Genomic DNA, 8,928 nt, shown 5'->3' on the forward strand with positions numbered 1-8,928 from the left:
AATGACTGCCGGCCGCCAGCGCTGCGCCCATCTTGCCATCTTTCATAGCAGGCGCACATGAACCGTTTTCATGAACGTGGAAGCCACGTTCTCCTGCCGGAAGCTGTTTCAGGTGAGTACGAATGACCAGACCTGTCGGGCTGTCACTGAGCAAAACCGTACCCACAGACTCCCCCATTCCTTGGGCAGAAACTGCATGCATGCTGACCGTTCTGACATTTTCGGTTGAAATATCATTTGAGGTACAGCCTGTAAAAAGTACCGCACCTAGAGCGCAAAGCGTTGTTACTTTAAAGAATGAAGACATAAATTGGCATCCTGATCATTATTCCGTTTTTGTCCATCTATTGAATCAGAGCAATATCAAGAGGACTATATACAATCAGTACTTAAATGTTTTATTTTGTTTAATAGCTGATGTTTAAGGAGTTTTAGGTGTCTCATCCACGTCCGGGTCAATATCATGTGCCATGGTGGCCTTAGGCATCAGCAGGGCTTCCTGATGATTGGTTTCATGCAGCCACTCCCGCCAGATGGCCAGCAGGACAGCTAGAATAACCGGTCCGATAAATATCCCGACCAGACCAAAACTGGCAATACCACCCAATACGCCAAACATAATCAATAAGAAGGGGATTTGGGTTGCCCCAGAAATGACCAGAGGACGGATGACGTTGTCTGCGGTACTGACGATACAGACTCCCCAAACCATGACTCCAATCGCCTCAATGGTCTGACCTTGTGAGAACAGCCACAGGGAAACAGCGGTATAGGCCACTGGCGGACCAAAAGGAATCAGAGCGAAAATAAAGGTCACAATAGTCAGCACCATCGGATTCGGTACCCCAGCGACAAAATAGCTTAACCCCGCCAGCATAGACTGGGCAATGGCCGTCAGGCCGACGCCGTAGACTACCGCGCGTGTAGTCGCTGAAATCGTTGCCAGATAATGATGAATACGGGGACCGACCACCATTTCAAACGCTTTACGTACCTGATTTAAAATGGTGTGACCATCACGATAAAAAAAGAACATCGACAAAACGGCAAAACACAGCTTAAACACATTTTTGCTAATTTCATTCAGTACGACTTTACCGTAATTCAAATGGCCCTGAATCCAGCTAGAAATAGACAGGGCGATACTGTTGGGGTCAGTGTTGATTTCATTTAAAGTACGGCTGATTTCTTTACCGACAAAAGGCAGCTGGCGGATAAAATCAGGAACATCCAGACGGCCTGAAAAAACCTGCTTTTGCAATTCAAAATACAGGTTACGGCCCTCATGCTGTAACATGAAAATCGCAAAGATAAACGGCAGGCCAAACACCAGAATCACGGCCAGAATCATGATGGCTGAGCTGAGCGTGGGACGGTTGCCACACATGCGTAATACGGACTGGTACAGCGGCCAGGTCATATAGGCAATAATTGCTGCCCAAACTACAGGGATGATGAAATATTTGAGTATATGAAAACTCAAAAAAATCAGGATAAAAAATAATCCAAATAATAAGACTTTTTGTAGTGTAGGCGCGTACTGTTGCACTGAATTTTATGACTCATTTTTAGACCATAGCCAGCATATTAACTGAAAAAAAAGCGCAGGCAAATGTACACCGCTCAAGATAGGGCGATTATTTAATGAAAGTCATATTAGAAAGTGTGGCATCTTAGAACCACTGTGCCGGATCATCAATAATCATGTTTAATACGTTTTGCCACTGATTTTGTACTTCACGGTACATTTTCTGGTTTTTATCAAATACAGACAGACCCTCCATTGCCAAACGGCTATACACGGTACGTTCAGAAATCCAGGCAACAGGCTGTTGATCAATCTTGTCAAAAAACTGCTGAATATGCTGTTGATGGGCGCTCTGGGCCTTGACACGGTTCGCCAGTAGTAAAATTTCAACTTTTCCTTTACGAATCCGTTTTATATCCTGTAAATGTTTTAGAAAACGGCGGGTGGAATCAATATCAAAAAAAGAAGGCTGTAACGGTATGATGATGGCATGCGCTTCGCTGACCAGCTGTTGGGCATGGTCTTCAGTCAATGCACCGGGGGCATCAATGACCAGATACTCTATCTGTTTGGGGACATCGCCAATCGACTTGACATTGCGCCAGTCCAGGGAGCGAATCGGAGCTGCATGTTCAGGACGCTGCTTGAGCCATTGCAAGGCCGATTTCTGATTATCGGCATCTGCGAGGGCGACCTTATAACCTTTTTGTGCGAGTGCTGATGCCAAACTTATGGCTGTAATGGTTTTGCCGCAGCCGCCTTTCTGATTCGCAACTAAAATTGTTTTCATGACTCAAGATGATTTTATTCTGCTCTCGCCTAGCATATCATTCTTTTCAGGCTTGCAAATGATCGATAAACTCAACTTCAGTCGAATGCAGATAGGAAAAATTAAGTCAATTAGGAAGATGGAATGTCCATAACGCTGGCCATGCTGATTGGTGCCTGTATTGGAGTGGTATTGACCACCCTGATCTTAGGCCAGACACGAAATGGCCGAATTAAAGCCGAATATGAGCAGTATATTGCCGAGCTGGAACTGGAACATCAACAGGCGCTGGCTGCAGCACAAAAACGTAGTGTCAATACCAGCCGGGCAGTGCTAAAAGGGAAAATGGCCGAGCAGATGGCACCGATTATGCCAGAATTTCAGTATCTGCCGAGTGATGCCAAGTTTCTGGGCGATCCGGTGGACTATGTGGTTTTTGATGGCTATAGTGCTTTTCGTGATGGCGATGGACTGGTTGAGGATATTGAAGTGGTGCTGATTGACATTAAAAGTGGTGGAGCACGGCTGACCAAGGGACAGCAGGCGATCGCCCGGGCGATTCAGGACGGACGCGTGCGTTTCGAAACTGTCCGGATTAATTTTGAAGATTAACCATTTGGCCAGCCTGTCTTGTGACTGATGAATAAACTTCTTATTGCGGCAGCCCTATTTGCCTTGGGACTCTGGATCTGGTCCGAATATTTCCGCGCGATTCCACATCTGGAACAAGCCGGCATACTCAAGAACTTTCAGGTTGAGCCAGTTGAAGCCCATGAAGCTGAATATCGGGTTATTTCCAAAAAATATTATGGGCCTGAGCGCCGGACGATTCATCCTGCTAGTCCTGTAGTGGGCAGTTTTAACGATCTGGCCTATATAAGTAATATTGATCTGCTGTTGGCGCAGCCTGAAACGTCTATGGCAGCATTAAAGTCTTGGGAGCTTAAACAAAGCAAACGCTGCTTTGAAGTTAATCTCAAGGATGCGGTACAGGCTGATTCTGCACCTATACCGCCCACACTGAGCAGTCTGAGTGTGGTTGCCTCCAGTGAAGCTGTTGCCGATAAAATCCGCCGTTTTAAGGCCGGTCAGCGGATCCGGATCCAGGGCGACTGGATTACACTTAAATACGCCAAAAACCAGCAGGAATTTTATGTGGGGCTGGGTAGCCAAAATTCGTCACAATGCCGTTTATTTCGCCTCAATGCGGTTGAGCGTTTGGACTAAAACGGTTTATGTACACGTGCCAGTAGCATCCGCTGACCAATTTTAGGAATTCCTGCGGCCTCCTGATATTGAATCTCATCCAGCTCAAAACCTGTTTCTAACAGCGCCAGCTCAATATCACGATTCAGATGACAGCCATCCGCTACTTTCTTTTGTAACGGGGTCAGCAGATGCTGTAGACGCTGAATATTCAGATGCTCCCGGTTCAATACATGCTCGACCAGATGCAAACGTCCACCCGGTTTTAAAACCCGATAGATTTCACGCAAACTTTGCGCTAAATCTGGAACACTGCATAAGGTCCAGGTTGATACAATATTATTTAAACCATGTGTGGCAAAAGGCAGCGCTTCGGCGCTGGCCTGTATATGCTCTACTGGAAAAGGCACATGCTGAATCCGGTCTTGTGCCAGCTGAAAAATTGCCAGATTTGGCTCCAGTGCATAGAGCTGTTCCACTTGCTGATAAAAAGCCAGATTCAGGCCACTACCAAAGCCGATTTCTAGCACATCACCGCTGACACCAAGCAATAACTCGCGGCGCAGATCCATCAGTGAGGGCGTTTGCATGACCTGATTGAGCAGATGCGGAAAAACATGTTGTTGATAAAATTTATAGAACATCGATATTTAAATAAGCTTTAAAAATACCAGTAGATTAACTGAAATAATCGATTCTCAACATGGTTGTGAGTTGACCAAATTGCATCAGCCTGTTACCAAGTGCAACTATTTTTCCAGTAAAAAATCCGTAATATCGAAAGTAGTTGCTTTAAAAATACTGAATGGAATTGATGTAGAATTATGCTCAAGTACTTGAAACCCGGTTTGTTATTGGCCAGTCTTATTTTGCCGATGTCAGCCTATAGTTCGATCGATCATAATATTGCCAAAGGCTTGCCGCCGATGGTACAAGGGCAGTCCATTTCTGCTTTACAGCCATTTCAAGGGGATTTCCGGATTTTGGGTTCCAAAATATATAATGATGATCCGCAATCCAAATTCTCTCCCATTGATTATGCAGTGAGCTGGGGATTATTTGCCGAACCCGAAATTGCCCGGCATATTAGCGTGAATCAATATGACCGTTATTTAAACTGGAAAATGGACCGTGTGCCTGTGCCTACGGAAAAAGCCATGCAAATGGTTTCCAATATGCATATTATTCCAGCCAATCCAACGATTGCCAAAGCTATTAAACAGGTGAAACGCGGTGATCTGGTGCGCTTGCAAGGAGAACTGGTTGAAGTGCGCGATAAAGAGCTGGTCTGGACCTCCTCTTTAACCCCGACCGATACCGGTGATGGCGCCTGTGAGGTTTTTCGCGTAAGTTCGATCCAGTGGATTGAAAAAGTGAATCGAAGCTAAGCGCAGCATTATTTCACTTTAAATTATCTGAAAACCACTCTTCATGAGTGGTTTTTTAATAAAACATGATTTATTTTTTAGCCAGGGCTTCCGCTTCAAACTGAACCCCATCCCAGCCGTGTTGCATAAACTGGCGTATATTCTGGTGCTCAGTTGCTTCAGGACTAAGCAGTACAGACGTATAATGTTCAGCGAATAGGCTGAGAGTCTGAGCTTGATTTAGACCATGAAACCGGGCAAAGGAAAGCACTTTGGCACTGCCTTGGTTTTCATTGGCCGCATTCTGCTGTTGACCATTCTTAAATGCGGTCGGGGTGTAGGTATAACGTGCATCAATATATGCAATCACATCCGAGAATTGTGCTTCACCCGCAGTCAATAATGCTAGTAAATTTTGCGCCATCTGCCCCACCTGATTTTTAAGCCTAATCCAACGGTGTCAATATAGCATTTTTCCTGAATCTCGATGGTGTTTATAATACGTTCGGTGCAAGATAAAGCAGTTGGTCTGTCCGCAGCGGGTATAAGAGCAGAGGAAAATAAAGATGAAAATGCAAGGGATGGAGCAGCTATGAACTGGCTTTGGGTCGCCATGGGGGGTGCAATCGGGGCGAGTCTGCGCTATGGCATAGGACTCTGGCTCTTTAAACCGCAGATGCAGTTTCCTTGGCCTACCTGGTGGGTGAATATCTTGGGCTGTCTTTGTACCGGTATTTTTTTGGCATACAGTCAGAAATATCCGGCTTTGCAGCAGGAAGCCCGTTTATTTTTAATGGTTGGCCTATTGGGCGGCTTTACTACCTTTTCCAGTTTCGGCCTGGAAAGTTTTCAGCTCTTGAAGCAGGGAGCCATCTCAATGGCGCTCCTGTATATGTTTTCGAGCCTGTTGCTGGGCCTAACCGCTCTGACTGTAGGTTTTTATCTGAGTGACTGGATGTTGAACCAGACATAAAAAAGTCAGGAAATTGGAGGTCATTTCCTGACAAAACTACAATCTGAAAACGCTAGAAAAACGTTATGGAGCAACTGGTTTTAACTGCGTTTAAAACGGACAAAACATTTATTAACCCTGGCCCCACGACTTTCCTCTTTACGGGGCGGGCGTGAATTCATGGTGCTGCCGGTCAAAAAATGCCCATCTGCATAGGGATGATGCAAGAGAACTTCTCGATACTCGGAGGAAGATCTGAACGCATAAGCTAAACTTTTCTTGATCACCTAAAATGTTATAAAGTAACACTTGATGTTTCAAGTGAAGTAGAGTTACAGCATGTAAGCTAGAGTCTAGCGGCGTTACAGCGCTTTAACCCGTTTAAGTACGGCTTGGGACCAGTTCTTCAAACACATCACTTAAGTCATCATCGACTTTTAAGTGAATCAGGTTCCAGTACTGTCCCGAAATGGTTCGGTTGACCATCAGGGTATCCGGTGAAGGCTTAAATACATCCCAGTATTTCAGGGAAGGTTTCAGCAGCTCCATACCATCATGATGTGCCGAATTCTCTGCAAAATCGTAATGAGTGGTCAAGGGACGTAACAAAACCTCTAGCCATTGTTCGTACAGTTCAGGTGGGAATTTTCCGGTTTCCGTCAGGCTATGCAGCGCATCCAGTTGCTGCTCAATCACGCCAATATCTTTTTCACGTGCTGCATGAATCAAGGTTCTGAAATGGCCTACGATTTCTGTAGACAAGGTTTTTACAGCACCGTAGTCATAGATAATGACGGAGCCATCTTCACGGAAGGCAAAGTTTCCTGGATGCGGGTCACAGTGAAAACGTTTTAGATAGAAAATTTCCTGTCCAATCGCTCGAAGCAGACGTCGCCCCAGCGCATTACGGGTTTCCAGTGGCCAGGTGCTGGCGGTTTCCATGCTCTCGCCCTGTTCCAGACTCAGGGTTAAGATATGCCGAGAAGAATAATCCTGGAAAACACGTGGAATAATCACTTTAGTGTCTAGTGATTCATGGAAGACCCGGGCAACTTCCAGATTTTGAGCCTCAATTTCATAATTGAGTTCGTTGTCCAGGCTGTGCTGGATTTCCTTAAACAGCTGATCCTGCAGTTTGCGGTCAATTTTCAGTACACCCATTAGACGCAAGGCCAGACGAACCTGTTTCAGGTCACTTTCACAGGCTTCATCGACACCTGGATATTGAACTTTGACCACCACCTGCTGTCCGTCAGTTAAAACTGCTTTATGAACCTGCCCAATAGAGGCGGCGGCAAAAGGCTGTTCATCAAAGCTTTTAAAAAGCTGAGACAGTGGTTTTTTAAGTTCTTTTTCGACCTGGAATTGAATTTCCTGGAAGGGCATTGGTGGCGCCTGACGCTGTAATTTGGCAATCGCCTTGGCGACTTCTGGTGGAAAAATATCTTTATATTGTGAGGCAATTTGCCCCACTTTCATGACAGCGCCTTTCATCTCACCCAAAGTATCGGCAATCTGAACCCCAATATCCTGAAACAGTTGACTGCGTGCAGCATTTTTCTGCTCTTCATCTGCAGTGATATTTTTAATGGAATTGGATAGGGTTTTAGTTGCAATACTTGCGGTCATTCCGGCAAGTTTCATAAAACGTCGACCAGGGGTACGCGCCGTTTTTGCCATGTGAGATTCCTCGAGCCCATCATTGAACGGATGTATTTGATCATAGGTGACAACCGGGCAATTGCCTACATTTAATTGTAGATGATATGTTGCAAAGCTTCTCAAATTCTCCATTTTTTTTGTCGGCTTTGGCAGTATTGATTTGCTTGAAAAATCTTCGGTGATTAGCCTGTTTTTACAAAATTGTCCGGTATCACTATTTTAAATAAGCCTTGGTGTTATTTCTGAATATTATTTTAAAGCAAAAAAATTAAAATATAGCCTTTATCACAGCCAAGAAGACTCCATGAAAGTTTATCGCTATTTTACCGGTACAGATGATGTGCATTTCTGTGCGCGGGTGACCCGCGCTTTAAATGAAGGCTATGAGCTGTATGGTGCCCCAACCATGACTTTTAATGGTAGGGAAGTAATTGTCGGGCAGGTCGTGATCAAAGAGGTCAAGGACGACTCCGAGATTCCACAGGGTTTAAAGGATGCACTGCAGGACTGCTAGTGCATCCTCACTGAACAACCTTTAGGAATTCAGGATAAGACGTTTGTTATTACTATAAAGCCGTGCCAACAATAACACACAGGCCACAGTCAGCCCCACAATCAGGCCAACCCAGACCCCGGCGGCACCCATATCACTAAAACGTGACAGATAGACGCCGACCGGGAAAGCAATAATCCAATAGGAAATCATGGTGATCCACATGGGGCCTTTGGTATCCTGCATGCCGCGCAAGCAGCCGGCAGCACTGATCTGCCAGCCATCCATCAACTGATAGGCAATAGCAAAGAGTATTAGATACATGGCAATTTGAGTGACCACCGCATCTGAAGTATAGAGAGCCACAATTTCCTGACGGAACAGCCAGAGCAGCAGCATGGACAGCAGGGCCAGAACGGTTGCACTAATCAGCCCCAGACTTTGTACTTTACGCATCGCCTGCCAGTTCTGTTCCCCATAATAGGTCCCAACCCGGATGGTCAAAGCAATGGCGAGAGACATTGGAATCATAAAGAGCTGGGATGTGATAGAAATGGCAATCTGGTGCGCTGCCACAATGGTTTCACCCAAAGGACTCAAGACAATGGCTGCAGTACTAAAAATGCTGACTTCAAAGAAAATCGCCAGGCCAATCGGAAAGCCGAGTTTTAAAATACGCTTCAGCCAATAAGGATCAGCTGTTTCCCAATGGCTAAAAGGCTGGGTCTTGTGATAGGCCTTATTCTTAAAAATATACAGAGCCAGTGTGATAAACATCAGCCATTGCAGAATGGCGGTAGCAAATCCACAGCCTGCACTTCCCAGAGCCGGAAGAGGACCCAGTCCATACATAAAGAGATAGTTCAGTGGAACCAGCAGGATCAGGGCCAGCAGGCTGATGGCAGTCACCGGACGCGGATAACCTATGGCTTCAGAATAGCCGCGAAGAGC

At 45.6% G+C, this 8,928-nt stretch carries 12 protein-coding genes; 5 read left to right on the forward strand and 7 right to left on the reverse strand.

The genetic code is table 11. The features are described from left to right. From E2K52_RS12125 to E2K52_RS12135, 3 genes are all read right to left on the reverse strand, one after another. On the reverse strand, window positions 1-307 hold a 307-nt coding region (locus E2K52_RS12125; RefSeq protein WP_171478858.1), incomplete at its 3' end, for a superoxide dismutase family protein. 114 nt (window positions 308-421) lie between these two features. Next, entirely contained in the window at window positions 422-1,549 is a 1,128-nt protein-coding gene (locus E2K52_RS12130) for an AI-2E family transporter (protein WP_151205331.1), read from the reverse strand. Window positions 1,550-1,673: 124 nt separating this feature from the next. Beyond that, complete coding sequence (locus E2K52_RS12135; RefSeq protein ID WP_151205332.1) at window positions 1,674-2,318, reverse strand: ParA family protein; 645 nt, start codon at window positions 2,316-2,318, stop codon at window positions 1,674-1,676. A 123-nt stretch (window positions 2,319-2,441) separates the two neighbouring features. Between E2K52_RS12135 and E2K52_RS12140 the strand changes: the two genes are divergently transcribed. Together E2K52_RS12140 and E2K52_RS12145 are read left to right on the forward strand one after the other, a co-directional pair. After that, entirely contained in the window at window positions 2,442-2,909 is a 468-nt protein-coding gene (locus tag E2K52_RS12140; protein ID WP_151205333.1) for a Holliday junction resolvase-like protein, read from the forward strand. A 27-nt stretch (window positions 2,910-2,936) separates the two neighbouring features. Beyond that, complete coding sequence (locus E2K52_RS12145) at window positions 2,937-3,524, forward strand: hypothetical protein (protein WP_151205334.1); 588 nt, start codon at window positions 2,937-2,939, stop codon at window positions 3,522-3,524. On the opposite strand, the gene E2K52_RS12150 is transcribed toward E2K52_RS12145, so the two are convergent. Continuing rightward, entirely contained in the window at window positions 3,521-4,147 is a 627-nt protein-coding gene (locus E2K52_RS12150) for a class I SAM-dependent methyltransferase (RefSeq protein WP_151205335.1), read from the reverse strand. The genes E2K52_RS12145 and E2K52_RS12150 overlap by 4 nt on opposite strands. 180 nt (window positions 4,148-4,327) lie before the next feature. Here E2K52_RS12150 and E2K52_RS12155 point away from each other — a divergent pair, with 180 nt between their 5' ends. Beyond that, window positions 4,328-4,891, forward strand: a complete 564-nt coding sequence (locus E2K52_RS12155) for a hypothetical protein (RefSeq protein WP_151205336.1) — start codon at window positions 4,328-4,330, stop codon at window positions 4,889-4,891. 70 nt (window positions 4,892-4,961) lie between these two features. Here E2K52_RS12155 and E2K52_RS12160 read toward each other — a convergent pair whose 3' ends face one another. Beyond that, window positions 4,962-5,294, reverse strand: coding sequence for a HopJ type III effector protein (locus E2K52_RS12160; RefSeq protein ID WP_151205337.1), 333 nt, complete (start codon window positions 5,292-5,294; stop codon window positions 4,962-4,964). A gap of 168 nt (window positions 5,295-5,462) precedes the next feature. Between E2K52_RS12160 and crcB the strand changes: the two genes are divergently transcribed. Further along, window positions 5,463-5,843, forward strand: coding sequence for a fluoride efflux transporter CrcB (crcB, locus tag E2K52_RS12165; RefSeq protein ID WP_151205338.1), 381 nt, complete (start codon window positions 5,463-5,465; stop codon window positions 5,841-5,843). Window positions 5,844-6,203: 360 nt separating this feature from the next. Here crcB and E2K52_RS12170 read toward each other — a convergent pair whose 3' ends face one another. After that, window positions 6,204-7,502, reverse strand: a complete 1,299-nt coding sequence (locus E2K52_RS12170) for an ABC1 kinase family protein (protein WP_151205339.1) — start codon at window positions 7,500-7,502, stop codon at window positions 6,204-6,206. A gap of 286 nt (window positions 7,503-7,788) precedes the next feature. Between E2K52_RS12170 and E2K52_RS12175 the strand changes: the two genes are divergently transcribed. Beyond that, window positions 7,789-7,998, forward strand: a complete 210-nt coding sequence (locus tag E2K52_RS12175; RefSeq protein ID WP_151205340.1) for a DUF1737 domain-containing protein — start codon at window positions 7,789-7,791, stop codon at window positions 7,996-7,998. A 21-nt stretch (window positions 7,999-8,019) separates the two neighbouring features. On the opposite strand, the gene E2K52_RS12180 is transcribed toward E2K52_RS12175, so the two are convergent. Further along, window positions 8,020-8,928 (reverse strand): MATE family efflux transporter (locus E2K52_RS12180; protein ID WP_151205341.1); only part of this gene is annotated, 909 nt, incomplete at its 5' end.

Source organism: Acinetobacter sp. RF14B (assembly GCF_006864105.1).
GTDB lineage: Bacteria > Pseudomonadota > Gammaproteobacteria > Pseudomonadales > Moraxellaceae > Acinetobacter > Acinetobacter lwoffii_C.